Consider the following 17,424-nt stretch of genomic DNA (forward strand, 5'->3'; position numbering starts at 1 on the left):
ATTTGTTTACCCACATATTAGAGTTCGACCATGACGACTCGCGACGCGAAGAACTTCCGCCGCCTGGGAATTGCCGCCCTCGCCGCCCTGCTTCTCTCCAGCTGTTCTGCGGTGAATTCCGGCTCCGACGACGACCGCCCGGTGGTGCTCACCACGTTCACCGTGCTGTCGGACATCGCCCAGAACGTTGCCGGCGATCACCTTCGCGTCGAGTCGATCACCAAGGCGGGGGCGGAAATTCACGGCTACGAGCCGACGCCCGGAGACATTCGGCGGGCGAGCGAAGCCGATCTGATCCTCGACAACGGCATGAACCTCGAGGCGTGGTTCGCGAAATTCGTCAACGGTCTGGACGTGCCACACGTCGTGGTCAGCGACGGTGTCGAAGGCATTCCGATCGCCGGTGACGCGTATGCGGGCAAGCCCAATCCGCATGCGTGGATGTCTCCGTTGAATACGCAGATCTACGTCGACAACATGGTGACTGCTTTCAGTGACCTCGACCCGGACAACGCCTCGGCATTTGCGGAGAACGGCGCGAAGTACAAGGCGGAACTGCAAGCAGTGCAGGACGGCCTGGTCAGTGGGCTGGCGGCATTGCCCGCAGGTCAGCGCGCACTCGTCAGTTGCGAGGGTGCGTTCTCCTATCTGGCCAGGGACGCGGGACTCAGCGAGGCCTACATCTGGCCGGTCAATGCCGAGCAGCAGGCGACGCCGCAGCAGATCATCGCCGCGATCGACTTCGTCCGGGCCAATTCCGTTCCCGCTGTCTTCTGCGAGTCGACGGTCTCGGATGCCCCCATGCAGCAGGTTGTCGGGGCGACCGGTGCGAAATTCGGTGGGACGCTGTACGTCGACTCGCTGTCCGAAGCCGACGGTCCCGTGCCCACCTACCTGGACATGATTCGCCACGACACCGACGTCATCCTCGGCGGTCTGACCGGCGGTAAATCATGAACGAAGCCATTCGCGTCGAAAACGTCAGCGTTCACTACGGCGAGGTCCACGCACTGGACCATGTCGATCTGACGTTGAATTCCGGAAGCGTCTGCGGATTGATCGGTATGAACGGTTCAGGAAAGTCGACCTTGTTCAAGGTGATCATGGGAATGATCAAGCCGGACAACGGCTCTGTGAGAATCGCCGGTCTCGACGCAGCCGCTGCGCGCAAGAGCGGCCGCGTCGGATACGTGCCGCAGAGTGAAGACGTCGACTGGACCTTCCCGATCAGTGTCCATGACGTCGTGATGATGGGCAGGTACGGCCACCTCGGGTTCTTGCGACGTCCGCGGCGTGCAGATCGCGAGGCGGTGGCAGAGGCCCTCGAGCGAGTAGAACTCACCGAATTTGCGGATCGTCAGATCGGTCAGCTCTCGGGTGGTCAGAAGAAGCGCGCCTTCGTCGCACGCGGTATCGCACAGGACGCGTCGATACTGTTGCTGGACGAGCCTTTTGCCGGCGTCGACAAGCGTTCCGAGGCAACGATTTCGACGCTGCTACGAGAGTTGGCTTCCGACGGCCGATCGATCTTGGTCTCGACTCACGACCTCCACGCCGTGCCGAAACTCTGCGACGAGGCGGTACTGCTCATGCGCAAGGTCCTGGTGCACGCCGACCCGGACACCGTGCTTCAACCGGAAAACCTCGCCCTGGCTTTCGGTCTCGACGTGATGGACAGGACCTGATCGATGAACCTCGTTGAACTGCTACTTGATCCTCTCCAGTACGGATTCATGGTGCGCGCGTTGGCCGTTGCGGTTGTGGCGGCGGTTGTCTGCGCGGTGCTCAGTTGTTGGTTGGTGCTCATCGGGTGGTCACTGATGGGCGATGCCGTCTCGCACGCTGTCCTGCCCGGTGTTGTCCTCGCCTACGTCGTCGGCGCTCCATTTGCCATCGGGGCCTTGATCTTCGGGCTGATCGCCGTCGCACTGATCGGACTGATCCGTAACACCAGCCGCGTCAAGGAAGACGCCGCGATCGGTATCGTCTTCACGACTCTCTTTGCGTTCGGTTTGGTTCTCATCTCGGTGACCCCCAGCCAGACCGATCTCAACCACATCATTTTCGGCAACCTGCTGGGGGTGAGCTCGTCCGATCTTCTGCAGGTCGCGATACTCGGCGCGTTGGCGTTGAGCATTCTGTTGATCAAGCGTCGCGATCTGACGTTGTTTGCCTTCGACCCGATCCATGCCAACGCGATAGGTCTTTCGCCCAAGCGTCTCGGAGCGCTGCTACTCGGCGTCCTCGCACTCACGTCCGTTGTGGCGCTGCAAGCCGTCGGGGTCGTGCTGGTGGTGGCGATGCTGATCATCCCCGGCGCGACGGCCTACCTTCTCACTGACAAGTTCTCGCGGATGCTGGTGATAGCTCCGGTGGTTTCCGCAATCTGTGCGATTACGGGTATCTACGTCAGCTACTACCTCGACACAGCTTCCGGGGGCATGGTTGTGATGACGCAGGGCATCGTGTTCGCCCTGGTGTACCTGTTCAGCCCGTCGCAGGGGGTCATTGCGAAATGGACTTCGCAGCGGCGTAGGACACGAGCGGAATACAGCGCCGTGGCTTGACGGGCAGTCTTGATCGTTCGTCCAGTTAACAATCCGCTACCAAATCGGGTAGGTTCGTACGGGCATTCGTCACCACAAACATTCCGGCCGCAACGATGCCGGCTGAAAGACAATCGGTGGTGACGCCTTGAACACCGATGGGCCCTTCGATGACGCAGTTCCGAGCACGACGCACGTGGCTGGTTCTCGGCGTCGTTGTTGCGGTCATCGTCCTCGCCGGATCCGGGCTGCTCAGCCCACGAACCTCGGTTCTGGTGGACGATGTCGCCCAGCTCGTCGGCGGCGCCACTGCGACTGTGGTCTGTTGGTGGACGTCGCGGCGCCATCACGGAGTCGAGCGTCGTTGGCGAACTCTGATGGCTCTCGGTATGGCCGGCTGGACCCTCGGAATGTTCTTCTGGGCGTTCTACCGCTCGGTTCTCCACGTACCACTTCCGTCGCCGTCGATCGCGGACATCGGTTTCTTCATGTTCCCGGTGTTTGCCGTACCGGCGCTTCTGTCGCTGGTACGTGAGTCTCCCCGGCGTGAGGCGATCGGCCCGATCCATCTCTGGCTCGTGCTGACGCTCGACGGTCTTGTCGTTGTCGGTGGATTGTTCATCCTCACGTGGACGACCGCCCTGGGCGCCGTCGTTCATACCGGTCCGGCGGGATCTCTCGGGTTTCTTGTCGCGGTGATGTATCCGATCACCGACTTCGTTCTGATCGCGATGGTCTTGCTGATGGTCATCGGGCCGAAGGCCGTTGCCGAGATCCGCGAACCGCTGACGTTCCTCGGGTGCGGGTTGGTGATGCTCTCCCTTTCGGACAGTTTGTACGCGTACTTGGTCGCGATCGGCGCCGAGAGTATGCCGACCATCGCCGATGCCGGGTTCATCGCGGGGCCGCCTTTGATCGCCTTGGCGGCGCTGACGAAGCGAACCGAGCCTCGGAACCGCGACGCGCCACAGCAGTGGCGAAGTGATCGGACTCAGTTGCTGCTGCCGTATCTGTTGATCGCGGTGATCGCGACGATCGTGACTGTTCAGGCACTGATCGTCGGCAACCTCGATGCCGTGGTCGTGATACTCGGCGTCGGCGTGCTGGTTCTCGCGCTGGTGCGCCAGATACTCACGCTCCTCGAGAACGACGCGCTCCTCCAACAGATCTCCGCTGCGCAGGACGAGCTCCGGTACCGAGCGCATCACGACCCACTCACCGAGCTCGCCAACCGGGCCGCATTCGACGAACACTTCGCGAGCGCCATCGAGAACTACCGCCTCACGAACTCCGATTGGGTGCTGATGCTTGTCGATCTGGACGACTTCAAACAGGTCAACGATCGTTACGGGCACCCGGCCGGTGACCGGTTGCTGGTTGCCCTCACGGCGCGTCTGCGTGAAGCGGTTCCCGAGAGTGCATTTGTCGCTCGATTCGGCGGCGACGAATTCACGGTGCTTCTGCAGGGCCCGATCGACGACGCCGTCGTCGTAGCCCGCCGGATCGTCGACGCGCTCAGTTCTGATCAGACTGCAGACACATCGGTGTCGGTGGGTGCGAGCGTTGGTGTCGCGCAGTTCGAGTTAGCCGACGAGCCGCTGAGTGCACACGCTCTTCTCCGCCGAGCCGATGCGGCGATGTACGAGGCGAAGAGAAGCGGGAAGGGCGCCGTTGTCGTCTACTGCGATCGCCGCGAAGACTAGCGCCGTAAGAGTGCGAAGATCGTTGCCGGTGAACCCGATCCGGCCTTGTTGATCGCACCACCGACAAGGATGCTCGCCCCGGTGGTTGGCAGGGCGGCAAGATTGTTCAAGTTCTCCAGACTGATTCGATGCTTGTCGTACAGGAGCGTCGAGACGGGGTAGGTCTCGTCGTTTCCGAGGTCGGGACCGAAGGTGTCGGTTCCCAATGCTCCGCGGGTGCCCAAGCGTCCGGTGTCTATCAGCCACTGCGCCGCGTCCACCGAGAATCCGGGTTGGTGGGTGACACCCTCGGCATCGGCGTTGGCATATTCTTCGCTACCCCAGCGCGATTCCCAACCGGTCCAGAGAACTACGGCCGCTCCATCGGGGATCTTGCCGTTGCGCGTTTCCCACTCCTGAAGGTCCGCGACCGTGAGCGCATAGTCCGAATCGGCGGCAGCCTTGTCCCGGATGTCGATCTTCACTGCGGGAAGGAAGAGGTCGGCCGGATCGAGTTGGTCGGCTGTGAGTCCACCTTCCTGAAAGTGCGCGGGTGCGCCCCAATGTGTGCCCGTGTGTTCACCCTCCTTGACGTACTGGAGGTAGTAGCCGTCGTCTGCGATGGTTGCCGCTGTGTCGAGAGTGAACGCGGGATCGCCGGGAAAAATCGGCGTGGTCGCGGGGTCGTTCACGTGGGAGAGCGAAACGACTTGCAACAGCTCATCCAACGGGGTTGTTGCGTCTTGGCTGCTTCCGGAACTGCTACCCATGTCGATCACCTGAGGTCCCGCTACCAGCGCCAGGCCTGTGGCTGCGCGCTGAAGTAACTGTCGTCGTTTCATCGATCCCCCGCCGATTTGCCCGAATTGAGAGTGTTGCAATCACTTTCGCTCCTTGAACACTAGGACAGAACCTTAGGCTGCGGCGGACCATGACGACCAATCCACATCGCGGACGGCTATCACCTGTCCGTGCGGTCGGTGATCTACGTACTGCGGATACTTTGCGGCCAAAGCGTCGATTGCGTTCTCGGACTCCTTGGTGCCGGGGCCGAGGACCTCCGCGCGTCCGTCGACGCGGACCCACCAGAGCGCGGACCAGTTGTCGTCGTAATGATCGACGAGCAGGCTCGCACGCCCCGTCTCGGTGATGTTCCGGAGCCTGCGAAGTGCGGTGGTGGTCTTCGGTTTGTGGTCGACGCAGGAATAGACGGTGTCGCCGACCAAAACGAATACCAGCGGCACGATGTGCGGAACGCCGGCCGCATCTGCCGTTGCCAGGTGAGCCACCCGCGCGGCTTCGAATCGTGCTCTCGGGTCGTCCATATTCACAGCGTAAGGGGATCAAGGCTTGCCGCGAGCCGCTGCTGACGGAACAGTGGTCTCATGGAACCGGATGAAGCGCTTCGGGAGATCGCCTACTGGCTCGAACGATCACGCGCTGAAACGCACCGCGTCAAGGCCTATCGCCGAGCTGCGGAGGTCTTTGCTGGATTGTCCGACGAGCAGAAGGAGTCTCGCCGGAAGGCCGACAGTTGGAAGGCTCTCACCGGCATCGGGCCCAAGACGGCAATGATCATCGCCCAGTCGTACGACGGCGTCCCCGAGTATCTCGAGGAACTGCGGGGGCAGGCCGAGCCCATCGGAGACGGCCCATTGCGCCAAGCGCTGCGCGGCGATCTCCACACACACTCCGACTGGTCCGACGGCGGAAGCCCCATCGAAGAGATGATGCGACGCGCAGCAGCACTCGGCCACGACTACTGCGCCCTCACCGATCATTCGCCTCGCCTCACTGTTGCCAACGGGCTGTCCGCGGAGCGCCTACGTTCTCAACTCGACGTGATAGCCGGTTTGAATGCCGAACTGGCTCCCTTTCGCATCCTCACGGGAATCGAGGTGGACATCCTCGAGGACGGTTCACTCGATCAGGATCCCGATCTACTCGACGAACTCGACATCGTGGTGGCGAGCGTGCACTCGAAGCTGCGGTCCGAACGCGAGGCGATGACCCGCAGAATGCTTGCTGCAGTGCGAAATCCGCGTGTCGATATTCTCGGGCATTGCACCGGGCGCCTTGTCGAGGGTGCTCGCGGAACCCGGCCCGAGTCGCAGTTCGATGCGGAGAAAGTGTTCGAGGCCTGCCGAGAATCAGGGACCGCCGTCGAGATCAACTCCCGACCGGAGCGTCGTGACCCGCCTTCGCGTTTGATCGAGTTGGCCCGCGATCTCGATTGTCTCTTCTCCATCGATACAGACGCCCATGCCCCCGGTCAGCTGGCTTGGCAGGGCTACGGCTGTGACCGGGCCGAAAAGTGCGGCGTCGAAGCGGATCGGGTGATCAATACCTGGACCGCCGAAAATCTTCTGGAGTGGGCGGGCAATTGACGGTCTCGGCACGCGCGCTGCTGTTGGTGGCGTCGCTTTGCCTGGCCACCGCTTGTTCGGCTCCCTTCTGGCGAGATTCGGTGTACTTCACACCTCCTGAGGCTCGGGTGTTCGAGACTGCCGACTGTCTCGGAATTGAAGTCGCATGGGGCCTGTTCGGTGTCGATCTGTATTCGCGTCCGAAACACGAAACAGGGTATCCTCCATCTGATTTCGATCCAGTGGCAGTATTTCGTTGCGAAGTCGGCGAAGACGCCTCCGGAGCGCTGACCGTCGACATGGTTCGACTCGAAGGTGACGTAGCCGCCGTCAAGGATGCATATCGTGTCGACTCCAAACGCTTTCCCGACAATGTCGTTGCGAGTTGTGTCACAAGCGAACTGGTTCCCGTCAAACTGTGGATGGTCAATAGTGCCGGACAAGTGATGTTTCCGGCCTGGCCGTCGAGTCCGTGCGGCTTTCAAGTCGGGCCTCTCGATTCGCTTCGATCTCTGCATGAAGTCGAACGTGTCCGAACTTCGTTGAGTCTTTCTCCGACGATGGCGAATTGCGATCGCTCGTCTGCCCTTCAATTCGACCGGACAGATGCCAGAGAAGTCGACAAGGCGCGCGAGCAGTTCGAGAGAGGCGAAGTCTATGACCCGCTCGACAATGAGCTGGCTACGCCTGTCGCTGATGTTGCAGGACTATCCGTGTGCCGGCATGAATCTCAGACAGCCGTGGACGTTATTCGCCTGACCGAAGCGGAGAGTCGAGACGTGGTTGCCGCCATAGCCGATGCTCCTATAGCTCCGCCTTGTGATCAGATCGCGACAGCGACAGCATCATCAACCCTCCTACGGGTGGACGGTTCGGGCGGTACTCCTGTGAGCGTGGAGTTGGATGGATGTCGCCGTGCCGCCCTTTCCGGCTATCGAAGCACGCCGGAATGGGTCACCGAGGCGTTTGCTCGGTGACCTCCGGGTTCAGATCCGCGTGGTGGAGCGACGGGGTTTCTGGTCGGGGTCGATGCCTGGCGGTGGGATGAACCAGGGCAGGTGATCAGCGCCTACCTGGATTTCCCATTGTCCGGTGAATCCGGGTTTTCGGTGCATCAGGGTGTGGTGGGTTCGGCAGAGCAGGACCAGGTTGTCCATGACGGTTGGTCCTCCTTTTGCCCAGTGTTTGATGTGGTGGGCGTCGGTCCAGGCAGGGACGCAGTCGCAGCCGGGGAAGGCGCATCCTTTGTCGCGGGCGATCAGGGCGGTGCGTTGTGCCGCGGTGACAAGCCTTTTGAGTGGGGTGACGTCGAGTGGGGCACCGTTTTCGTCGAGGAGGACGGCGCCGAGCATGCAGTCGCAGGCGATCATGCGGGTGCGGCCGACGCTCAGTGGTCCCATCCAGGGCATGTGGCCGACATCGAGATCTTGTTTGTCGAGATCCGGCATGTCAAGGTCCAGGGTGTCGAGGTCGTCACGGTCGGACGGGTCGGTAGTCGTGGTGCGGCCTGTTGAGTCGCCTGCGGTGGAGGCGCATTCACGGTGGTAGACCAGGTCTTTGGCGTTGATGTGCACGTTCAGGTGTGGGCGTTGGCCGCCGTCGATACCGGTGGCAGCGTTGTCGAGGTAGCGCCGGATGAGTTCTGCCATGGCGTCTGCGTTGCGTGTGGCAGCGGGTCGTTTGTCGGGTGTGCCGTCCTTGGCGGGGGTGGGCATGGAGAGGCTGGAGAGGGCGGAGAGAAGCATCTCGCCGGTCACTCCGTCGAAATCACCTCGGACGGAAACTCTTCCGTTGAGGGTCGGGGAGATGCGCAGTTCGTTGCGATCGGTGTCTTCGCTTGGTGGTATGTCGTCGGATTCGAACATGTGCTCGAGGACGCTGATGGCGTAGCGCAGTTTGACGGTGGTCGCTTCGACGCCGGATGCTGCGGCGAGGAGTGTGTCGCGGCAGTACGGTAGCGCAGCGTCGGGCATTGTTTTGGGTGGGGATTCGCAGAACGCCACGATCAGTGCTGCGTGCTCGAAAGTGAGGTCGCCGGAGTCGAATTGGTCTTCGATCTCGGGGAATGACCGTAGCGCTTTTCCCAGGGTTGCGATTCTTCTGCCGGTGGAGATTTGCAGCATGGTGTGGTTCGCGAGCCATTGTCCGGTGCCGCGGTAGCAGAGTACTTGTTCGTCCGGGTTCAACGTCAGGGTGTCGACGGCGGCCACTCGAATGGCTTCCAGGCGAAGGATTTCCGCTGACGCGGTGATGGCGATCTCGCGGACGTCGCTGGGGTGCAGCCGCCACAATCGTCCGCGCACACCCACAGCGGAGCTGTTGACCACCGCAGTGACAGCGTCGCCGATGATGTCGATCGTCATGAGAACCCCCCGTTCCAACACCCATCGTACTCGAACAAACTTTCGAGTCAAGGGGTTTTTTGGGAGAAGGTGAGGCTGAGCCTGCCGTCGCGATTCTGTTGTTCGAGAGGAGATTCCGCCTCTAGAGCATCAGCGCCGGATCTGTGGTCAATTCGATGTTCAGCCATGGTTCGTAGGGGAGATCGGCGAGGCTGGTGGCGAACGAGCGTCGTACTGCGTCTTCACCGTCGATGTCCCAGCTGTGTGGCGCGACCATGAACGTCGCTTCGATATACAGCTTGCGACCCACCTTGCTCATGGTGAGAGTCGGTTCGTCCAAACCGAATTCGTCGCGGACGGCGGTGATGGCTTCGTGCACGCGGGCCTGAACGTTTTCGCCGGGAGCACCTTCGAGGAGTTCGATCAGTGCGGTTCGCAGAAGTGCGTACGGTTGCGGGACCAACATCGCGCAGCCGAGGAGGACCAAGACGGAGTCGACATATCGGTCGGCGTCGGAGAAATCGGTGCGGCCCAGGATCATTGCGACGACAGCACCGACTGCGACCAGCGCGCTGAAGGCAGCAGACGCTCCCCATTGCCTGGCTTCGGCGACGAGCAGATCAGATGTGCGGTCGACTTGTCCGACGTAGCGCCAGATGATGATCGACACCACTGCGCTGACAGCGCCGTATGCCACCAGCGACCCCGCGGTGACGTCGGCCCCGCCCGCGAGGATGACACGAACTGCCTCGACTGCGGCGTAGGCGAGCGTCGCCAGTAGCGCCATGCCCTGGACAGCGATGACTACCGGGATCAATGCCTCCTTACCGAAGGGGAAGCGTGCGGTGGGGCCCGAGTCGGCTATCCGCGAGACCCGCAGCGACAGCGCCGTCAACACCATTCCGATGAGGGAGTACACACCGTCGAGCAGGATCACCTGGGACTGCGAGATCCAGCCCCAGAATGCGGCGAGCACAGCCAACGCCGTTGCGACCACGAGGGAGTACCGCAGGGCCTTGCGTTCGCGGGTAGCGCTGTCTTCCTTGGTGCCCATGAAATCCAAACCGCCTGTCCGTTTCGATATTCCTTCACGTAGGAATACCAGCAACGACGCGCAGGCACGGCATCAGTGGACCAATTGTGCTGCCAGATCAAGAAAGTCCTCGGCGTTGATGTCGAACTCGTCGGAGAATGACACATCGGGATTGCCCCTGGCTCCGAATTCGAGTGGTCGGGCTATGAAGGCTGTGCGGAACCCGAGAGCTTTGGCCGCCCGGATGTCATATTTGTGGCTGGCAACCATCATGATCTCGGCCGGGTCGAACCCGAGGTATCGAGCAGCCAGGTGGTAGATCTTCGGATCTGGTTTGAAGACACCGGCCATTTCGGCGGTGAAGACGGCATGCCATGGCAGATTTCCGTGCCGGGAGATGCTGACTGCGGCATTCACATCGGCGTTGGACAAGGCAGCGATTGTGTACTGCTGGCGCAGGGTTGTCAGGCCGGCGACGGCGTCCGGCCACGGGTCCAGGAATTTCCAGGCGGTGGTGAGTTCTTCCTGTTCGGCATCGGAAAGTTCGATGCTCTCGCGGGCCAACAGCTTGCGCAGAGCCTCGCGGTACACCGAATGTACTGTCACCCATTCGCCTGTGGAGTCGTCGGCCTCGGAGGTGTTCGCGAAGTACTCAGCGCGCCAGAGATTGACGAATCTTGGCCAGTCGACGTCGGCGTCGGTGATCCGACGGGCCTCTCGGCACAGGGTGTTGTGAAAATCGGTCGCTGTGCCCTGGACGTCGAACAGCAGTGCTTTGATCTTCTCGCGCACAAGCCCTCCACTTCGAGATCGCCTGACGGTGTTGCCACATTATCGCGGTTACGGCGCCCGATTCGTGCTCGATGAGCGCAAAGGCGCCGCGCGTCGCAAAATAGACATCTATGGCCGACCGCGGATTTACCCCGACTCAGCTCGCCGCCCGAGCTGCCTACCTGCTGCGCGGAAACGACCTGGGCACGATGACCAGCGCTGCCCCGAAGCTGTATCCCCACATGTGGAGCTGGGACGCCGCGTTCGTCGCGGTAGGTTTGGCGCCGCTCAGCGTCGAACGGGCGGTAGTAGAGCTCGATACCTTGCTTTCGGCTCAGTGGAAGAACGGAATGATTCCGCACATCGTGTTCGCGAACGGTGTCGACGGCTACTTCCCCGGCCCGACGCGTTGGGATGTCAATGCGTTGGCAGCGCATGCTCCTTTGGGTACAGCTACATCGGGAATCACTCAACCCCCCGTTCACGCGATTGCGGTGCAGCGGATTCTCGATCATTCGCGTCGGCACGGACGTACGACGCGTGCGGTCGCGGAAGAGTTCCTCGACCGGCGCTGGAGCGATCTGGTTCGGTGGCACCGCTGGTTGGCGGAGGCCCGCGATCTCGACGGCAACGGCCGCATCGCGCTCTATCACGGGTGGGAATCGGGAATGGACAATTCTCCGCGATGGGATCTGGCGTACGCGAATGTTGTTGCGGGACAAGTGCCTGCGTATCAGCGCGCTGATCTCGCTGTGGTGACCGACTTGTCTCAGCGACCCACGGATCACGAATACGACCGCTACCTTTGGCTTCTCGAAGAGATGAAGGCCGTGAGGTACGAGGATTCTCAACTCGCCACTGCCATGAGTTTTGCCGTGGAGGACGTGTTTGTCAGTGCGGTTTTCTCGATGGCATGTGACGTTTTGGCAACTATCGGTGAGGAGCATTCGCGACCAAACTCCGACGTCCGTGATCTGCGCGGTTGGGCAGATCGATTCCGGCAGGGCGTAATTGCCACCACCGATGAACGATCGGGTGCAGCAAAGGATTTCGATCTTCGCACCGGACGATGGGTTCATACCGAGACCATCGCGATGTTTGCGCCGTTGCTGTGTGGCGGCCTGAGCCGCGATGCCGAGCGCGCTCTGTTGCGCACTTTCGAGGGGCCCAAATTCTGTGGCCACCCGGACATGCGATTTGCCGTCCCACCGTCGACGTCTCCGGTTTCCGGCGATTTCCGTCCTCGGGAGTATTGGCGCGGCCCGGTGTGGCCGGTGATCACGTGGTTGTTCTCGTGGGCGTTCGCGCGTCGGGGGTGGGCCGAGCGATCACACGTCTTGCGTTCGGAGGGGTTGCGGCAGGCCAGTGACGGCAGTTTTGCCGAATACTACGAGCCTTTCACCGGTGAGCCGCTGGGTAGCATGCAACAGTCGTGGACCGCGGCGGCTGTTCTCGATTGGCTCGGTTGAGTGAACATTCCCTGAATTAGCGGACAAAACGGACTAGTCGACCTTACTCTCGGGAAATGGTCGAGCGACGGATCGTCAGGACACTGGGCAAGCTCACCCCGATCGCGATGGCAGCCGCCATCGCGATCACGGCACCTGGCCTCGCCGCTGCCGACGCTCCCCGCGGCCCGGACGTCTCGTCGTGGCAGCACGTGGACGGAACCGGAATCGACTGGTTCCAGGTCAAGGCGTCAGGGCACGAGTTCGCGATGGTCAAGGCCACCGAGTCGCTCAACTACGTCAATCCGTACTTCATCCAGGATTGCCTGGTCATGCGGGCTGCCGGCGTCTCGCGCGGGGCCTACCACTACGCAGATGTTCGCCAGTCCCCCGAAGCCCAGGCCGCCTTCTATTCGGCGATCGTCCTGGGTATCAACGGACCTGGTGACCTGCCGCCCGTTCTGGATCTCGAGGACGCGAAGGGACTGCCCGCCGGTCAGGTCATCGACTGGACTCATCGCTACCTGAATACAGTCCAGGCACTTACCGGGCGGCAGCCAATCATTTACACGTATCCCAACTTCTGGCGCACTCAGATGGCCAACACCACCGAGTTCAACCACTACCCGCTGTGGATCGCCGATTACAACGGGCAGAACGCTCCGGGCCCGCTGCCCGGCGGTTGGTCCAACTGGACCTTCTGGCAGTACACCAGCACCGGACGCATCCCCGGGATCACCGGAAACACTGATATCAACGTCTACAGCGGAGCGCAGGGCGATTTCGATCGCTACGCCAACAGTGTGGGGTTCGGCAGCAGCTAGTTTGCGGCGGGGGCCCTTGGCTCCGTGGTGCCCGGTTCGGGCCCTTTCGCCCTCGAGGCATTTGTCTCGAGGAACGCGGAAGGGCCCTTTTTGGCACTCTTGCGAATCTTGGCCGGTTAGTCCGGTTGTTGCTCGCCAGTTACGAGAATTCTGCCGAGTGGTAGCCACAGTCGCTGAACTTTCGACTAGCTGAGCAGGATCAGAAGATAGCTATGGCAGAAAATGAGCAGGACCGCTCCAATTGAAAAGCTACAAAACGGACTTGAAGTTGGGTCTGGCTCGAAGGCGCCCGCTCGGTTTCGGTCGAAGATGGCACCTCGCAATCCAATTATCGGAGCCCCGGAGTACTTCGTTACCGGCAGCCGTCGCCGGGTGTGGTCTGGATCAATTCGAAAAATTTCGACGTGCTCGCACGGGTGATCGGCCTCCATTCAGTACGGAGTTTCCGCTCATGGTTCGAGGCGCTGTGGCGCATCCAACAGGCCTTATCCATATTGGGCATTTGTCCAGATTCCTTGTCGCCCTCGAAGTTGGTCGTCACCCGATCTGGTCAGCGGAAACGCCGAATGCCATCGCGTTCGGAGCGGTGCCGTACTCCGAGGGCTGAATTGTCCGCTTGAACAACGCTGCTCCTCGAAGCTTGTCCGATCTACGAACAAAAACGTCGATCGGTCTGCTTTGTCTGACTTTCGATGGGCAAGCTCCCGGTTATCTGTTATCTTGATCGAGATAACTGGAAGGTTGCTCTCGATTTGCACGGATTTCGAGGGCCAAGGTCCTGTTCAGGGCGGCTCTTCCAACACGCAGGTGTTTCCGAAGAGGAGCTCGAATGACAGGACCGGCAACAGCGTCCGGTGTGAGGTCGATCAGCCGAAAACAGGCGGATCGACCCGAACCAACCGATCAATCGGGAGTTCGCGCCAGCGCTCTCGCATCTCCGTCCACCGAACATCGATCAGGCACATCCTGGGGAGTAAGAAATGCCTAACGACATACCGCCGACAAGGTCGGCCCTATTCACCGCAGGGCTCCCGCCCCGGGTGCGAGCGTGGACGGTGGTGTGGACCGCCATCGCGATGATTCTCGGCCTCTCCGGCGCGACGGCAGTAGCTGCGTCAGCGCAGCCGGCCGCAACGCTCGGCGGTCCCGTTCAGGCTCAGACGCCGGCTCGTGCTGCTGTCCTGCCGGACGAGCAACCGCCCACGGGCTGTGCGTTCAGTGCGCCCAACACCGGCAATCTCTCGCAGAACATCTGCTGGATCGATATGTCGACGTTCAACCAGGCTGCCGCAACCTCAGCAGCTGGACAGCCGATGACGGTCAAGCTGACGGATATCTACTCCATCAGCTTCAATGCCAAGCTGGTCAACTCGATCGACGGATCCACGACAAAGCCGCATACGGGCGTCACTGCGCGTCCCTTGCCTGCCGAGGCGAAATTCTCGTCGCTCGGCACTGTCGCGTATACGGGTGTTCCCAACACAGTCAAGCCTGCTTTGTACCAAACGGTTCCGGACATGAACGGGTCGACGAGGGTCCAGTCCGGCGGAACAGTCAAGCTCGACAATATCGTGATGAATGGGCCCAACGGAGCCGTCAACAACTACGGGCTTGTTGTGGCGGATGCCGAATCGACGGACCCTGTTGCCGCAAACAACAAGGAATTCCTGTCGTTCCAGTCGGACAAGAGCTTCCGTCAGATCGATCGCACCATGGGTATACCCGGAACTGCCGGATGGCCGCCGATTCGGGCCTGCAACGGCACGGTCGGGGGTGCCGATGGACTGACCGGGTTGGGAACGAACTCGGTTCGGTGCGACTCGTGGTGGGACAACGATTTCAGCAAGAATTACTCACCTGGAGCGGTAGTACTGGCTGCGACAGCGCCGACTTCCTTCGCGGGCACTTTCGGAAACACCACGGATTCAACGTCCCGACAGGGTGTTGCGTTCGGCATCTTGTTGCCGAGGGTCAAGATCGACAAGGAACTTACGCGAGTCAGTCCTGGCGACGACTTCACCATCGGAACAAGCACCGGTACTTTCGCCGATGCAAATGCCGCGAGCGGACAGGTGCTCAAGACCACCGATACCGGAGCTACGGATACCACCGCGTCCACCGGTTGGCGGATGCTCCTCGCTGACACGACGCCTACCCCCGTCACGTTCTGGGAGAAGCCCACTACTTCGGCGACCAAGACCGCGAACTACGCGACGAAGTGGGACTGCCAGGTCAATGGTGTGGCCAAGAATCTTCAAGCTGGTGGAGTTGCGCAGACAGCATTAGCACCTGGTGACAACGCGTACTGCAAGATCATCAATACCCCGGTTCTCGTGAAGAAGTCGTCGTCACCACCTACCGGTGAGACGGTCAATATCGGCCAAACAATCACCTACACTCTGAATTTCGAGAATCCCGGCACTGCGCCGGCAACGATCGACTACACGGACTTCCTTGCCGACGTCATTGATGACGGAACGGTTGCGGTCGGTGCTGCTACAGGCGGACTCACCGCTGCATTGAATGGCACCGACAAAATCAAAGTCGGCGGCAAATTGCCAGCCGGCGGCAAAGGGACAGTCACCTACACCGTCACGGTCAAAGACGGTGGTAACAAAGTCCTGAACAACTACCTCGTTCCGGGGACAACAACTCCTCCCACAACATGTGATCCTGCAACCAATCTCTGCACGACGCATCCCATGCCCGGGTTCACGGTCGCGAAGACCGCTGTGCCCGCGACAGGTTCGACGGTTCAGGCCGGCGATACCATTACGTACACGGTCACCGGTGCTAACACCGGCAAGACGGCCCTAACTCCCGCGACGATCAAAGACGATCTGAGTGCGGTTCTCAACAATGCTGCTGTCGTTCCGGGCTCGCTGAAGGCGACCGTCGACGGTGCTGCTGTCGCGACTCCGCCCCTGTCGGGCAGCATTTTGTCGTGGTCCGCCAATCTCCAGGCTGGTAAGTCTGTTGTTCTGACCTACCAGGTGAAGGTCAATGCCGGCGTTGCCGCGGGCACGGTTCTGAACAACAAGGTCACCGGTACTGCGAAGCCACCCACCGGTCCGGACATCACTCCTCCTACGGTGGAGACGAATCACTCGGTTCCCGGCTTCAAACTGGAGAAGACTGCTGATCCGATTTCCGGTTCAACGGTTCAGGCCGGCGAGTCGATCAAGTACACCGTCACCGGAACCAACACCGGTAAGACGAAGCTCGATCCGGTAAAGATCAACGATGATCTGGGTGCGGTTCTCAATAACGCCGCTGTCGTTCCCGGTTCGCTGAAGGCGACCGTCGACGGTGCTCCTGCTGCTGATCCGACTCTGTCGGGCACCACCCTTTCGTGGACTGGTTTTCTCGAAGCCGGTAAGTCCGTCGTTCTCACCTATGAGGTGAAGGTCAACGACGGCGTTGCCGCGGGCACAGTCTTGAACAACAAGGTCACCGGTACTGCGAAGCCGCCGACCGGTCCGGAGATCACTCCTCCTTCTGTGGAGACGAATCACTTGGTTCCGGGTTTCACGGTCGCGAAGACTGCGGATCCGGTCTCGGGTACCAATGTTGCTGCTGGTCAGACGATCACGTACTCGGTGACGGGTGCGAACACGGGTAACACGACCCTTGATCCGGTGGTGTTGACCGATGATCTGTCGAAGGTTCTCGACAACGCGGCGTTGGTGGACGGTTCGCTCAAGGCGACGGTCGACGGTGTCGACGGTGCTGCTCCGACCCTCGAGGGCGCCACGCTCTCGTGGACGGGTGCACTCGAGGCGGGTAAGTCGGTTGTTCTGACCTACCAGGTGAAGGTCAACGACGGTGTTGCCGGCGGCGTTCTGGTCAACAACAAGGTCACCGGTACTGCGAAGCCGCCGACCGGTCCGGAGATCACTCCTCCGCCGGTGACGACCGAACACCCGGTGGTGTCTCCGAAGATCGCTGTGGTGAAGTCCTCTGATCCGGTGTCGGGTTCGAATGTTGTTGCCGGTCAGGACATCAAGTACACGCTCACGTTTACGAACACCGGTAACGGTGCGGGTGAGGTCGCGTACTTCGACGATCTGCGTCAGGTTGTGGACAAGGGTGCATTGAGTGGTTTGACTGCTGATGCTCCGTTGGCTGCGACGATGGTCGGCACGGATGGTTTCTCGGTGACGGGGACCTTGGCGGCCGGCGAAACGAAGACGGTGACGTATTCGGTGAAGGTCAATGCCGATGTGGTCGGTGGGGTGTTCGTGAACAACTTCGTTGTTCCGGGGACGACTCCGCCGGTTGATCCTCCGGAGGTGTGTGATCCGGCGACGCAGCTGTGCACGACGCATCCGGTTCAGGTTCCGGGGTTCACGGTCGCGAAGACTGCGGATCCGGTCTCGGGTACCAATGTTGCTGCTGGTCAGACGATCACG

General features: G+C 61.0%; 14 protein-coding genes. 9 read left to right on the forward strand and 5 right to left on the reverse strand.

Going from position 1 to position 17,424, the window contains the following annotated elements; translation table 11 throughout:
- Nucleotides 1–30: 30 nt before the first annotated feature.
- The 4 genes from AC2ETI_RS24150 (at nucleotide 31) to AC2ETI_RS24165 (ending at nucleotide 4,249) form a co-directional block, all read left to right on the forward strand.
- Nucleotides 31–957 carry a metal ABC transporter substrate-binding protein gene (locus tag AC2ETI_RS24150; protein ID WP_019746158.1) on the forward strand — a complete coding sequence of 309 codons (927 nt, stop codon included), beginning with the start codon at nucleotides 31–33 and terminating at the stop codon, nucleotides 955–957.
- On the forward strand, nucleotides 954–1,685 hold the full coding sequence (locus AC2ETI_RS24155) for a metal ABC transporter ATP-binding protein (RefSeq protein ID WP_020909821.1): 732 nt from the start codon (nucleotides 954–956) through the stop codon (nucleotides 1,683–1,685). Before AC2ETI_RS24150 ends, AC2ETI_RS24155 begins: the two co-directional genes overlap by 4 nt.
- Nucleotides 1,686–1,688: 3 nt before the next feature.
- The gene (locus AC2ETI_RS24160) at nucleotides 1,689–2,567 is read left to right on the forward strand and encodes a metal ABC transporter permease (RefSeq protein ID WP_020909820.1); all 879 of its coding nucleotides are present in this window, start codon (nucleotides 1,689–1,691) and stop codon (nucleotides 2,565–2,567) included.
- A 149-nt stretch (nucleotides 2,568–2,716) separates the two neighbouring features.
- A complete protein-coding gene (locus tag AC2ETI_RS24165) occupies nucleotides 2,717–4,249 on the forward strand; it encodes a GGDEF domain-containing protein (RefSeq protein ID WP_483634491.1) in 1,533 nt (510 codons plus the stop codon).
- Here the strand turns inward: AC2ETI_RS24165 and AC2ETI_RS24170 are convergent.
- Together AC2ETI_RS24170 and AC2ETI_RS24175 are read right to left on the reverse strand one after the other, a co-directional pair.
- Nucleotides 4,246–4,998 carry a cyclase family protein gene (locus tag AC2ETI_RS24170; protein ID WP_021332577.1) on the reverse strand — a complete coding sequence of 251 codons (753 nt, stop codon included), beginning with the start codon at nucleotides 4,996–4,998 and terminating at the stop codon, nucleotides 4,246–4,248. The two genes, AC2ETI_RS24165 and AC2ETI_RS24170, sit on opposite strands and share 4 nt — an antisense overlap.
- Before the next feature lie 144 nt (nucleotides 4,999–5,142).
- Nucleotides 5,143–5,553: a TIGR03668 family PPOX class F420-dependent oxidoreductase gene (locus AC2ETI_RS24175; RefSeq protein ID WP_029256780.1), complete on the reverse strand. Its 411-nt coding sequence runs from the start codon at nucleotides 5,551–5,553 to the stop codon at nucleotides 5,143–5,145.
- Nucleotides 5,554–5,613: 60 nt separating this feature from the next.
- On the opposite strand from AC2ETI_RS24175, the gene AC2ETI_RS24180 reads away from it, so the two are divergent.
- Nucleotides 5,614–6,615, forward strand: coding sequence for a PHP domain-containing protein (locus tag AC2ETI_RS24180; RefSeq protein ID WP_019746152.1), 1,002 nt, complete (start codon nucleotides 5,614–5,616; stop codon nucleotides 6,613–6,615).
- Nucleotides 6,616–6,722: 107 nt separating this feature from the next.
- Nucleotides 6,723–7,571 carry a hypothetical protein gene (locus AC2ETI_RS24185; RefSeq protein ID WP_256278429.1) on the forward strand — a complete coding sequence of 283 codons (849 nt, stop codon included), beginning with the start codon at nucleotides 6,723–6,725 and terminating at the stop codon, nucleotides 7,569–7,571.
- 9 nt (nucleotides 7,572–7,580) lie between these two features.
- Here AC2ETI_RS24185 and AC2ETI_RS24190 read toward each other — a convergent pair whose 3' ends face one another.
- From AC2ETI_RS24190 to AC2ETI_RS24200, 3 genes are all read right to left on the reverse strand, one after another.
- The gene (locus AC2ETI_RS24190) at nucleotides 7,581–8,957 is read right to left on the reverse strand and encodes an HNH endonuclease signature motif containing protein (RefSeq protein WP_483634492.1); all 1,377 of its coding nucleotides are present in this window, start codon (nucleotides 8,955–8,957) and stop codon (nucleotides 7,581–7,583) included.
- Between the two features lie 121 nt (nucleotides 8,958–9,078).
- Nucleotides 9,079–9,990 (reverse strand): cation efflux transmembrane domain-containing protein, encoded by a 912-nt coding sequence (locus tag AC2ETI_RS24195; RefSeq protein ID WP_279219111.1) that lies wholly within the window; start codon nucleotides 9,988–9,990, stop codon nucleotides 9,079–9,081.
- A 72-nt stretch (nucleotides 9,991–10,062) separates the two neighbouring features.
- Nucleotides 10,063–10,761: a haloacid dehalogenase type II gene (locus tag AC2ETI_RS24200; RefSeq protein ID WP_317559023.1), complete on the reverse strand. Its 699-nt coding sequence runs from the start codon at nucleotides 10,759–10,761 to the stop codon at nucleotides 10,063–10,065.
- 110 nt (nucleotides 10,762–10,871) lie between these two features.
- Between AC2ETI_RS24200 and ggh the strand changes: the two genes are divergently transcribed.
- The 3 genes from ggh to AC2ETI_RS24215 form a co-directional block, all read left to right on the forward strand.
- Nucleotides 10,872–12,209 carry a glucosylglycerate hydrolase gene (gene ggh, locus AC2ETI_RS24205; protein WP_019746148.1) on the forward strand — a complete coding sequence of 446 codons (1,338 nt, stop codon included), beginning with the start codon at nucleotides 10,872–10,874 and terminating at the stop codon, nucleotides 12,207–12,209.
- A 107-nt stretch (nucleotides 12,210–12,316) separates the two neighbouring features.
- Entirely contained in the window at nucleotides 12,317–13,012 is a 696-nt protein-coding gene (locus AC2ETI_RS24210; RefSeq protein WP_370334015.1) for a glycoside hydrolase family 25 protein, read from the forward strand.
- A 980-nt stretch (nucleotides 13,013–13,992) separates the two neighbouring features.
- Nucleotides 13,993–17,424, forward strand: a 3,432-nt coding sequence (locus AC2ETI_RS24215) for a DUF7927 domain-containing protein (RefSeq protein ID WP_483634493.1), incomplete at its 3' end; no start/stop codon positions are given.

The organism is Rhodococcus sp. MurmanLake-1, assembly GCF_056945715.1.